Source organism: Escherichia sp. MOD1-EC6300, assembly GCF_002965045.1.
Classification (GTDB): Bacteria; Pseudomonadota; Gammaproteobacteria; order Enterobacterales; family Enterobacteriaceae; genus Escherichia; species Escherichia coli_F.
On record NZ_PTRH01000096.1, the window covers coordinates 1 to 203 of the forward strand.

A 203-nucleotide genomic window follows, 5' to 3' on the forward strand; every position below is an offset into this window, starting at 1 on the left:
GCGTGTAGGCTGGTTTTCCAGGCAAATCCGGAAAATCAAGGCTGAGGCGTGATGACGAGGCACTACGGTGCTGAAGCGACAAATGCCCTGCTTCCAGGAAAAGCCTCTAAGCATCAGGTAACAACAAATCGTACCCCAAACCGACACAGGTGGTCAGGTAGAGAATACCAAGGCGCTTGAGAGAACTCGGGTGAAGGAACTAG

Annotated in this window: 1 rRNA gene; it reads left to right on the forward strand. The window is 52.2% G+C overall.

The window, feature by feature from the left end:
• Positions 1 to 203 (forward strand): 23S ribosomal RNA (locus tag BGE37_RS25000); the annotation flags it as partial.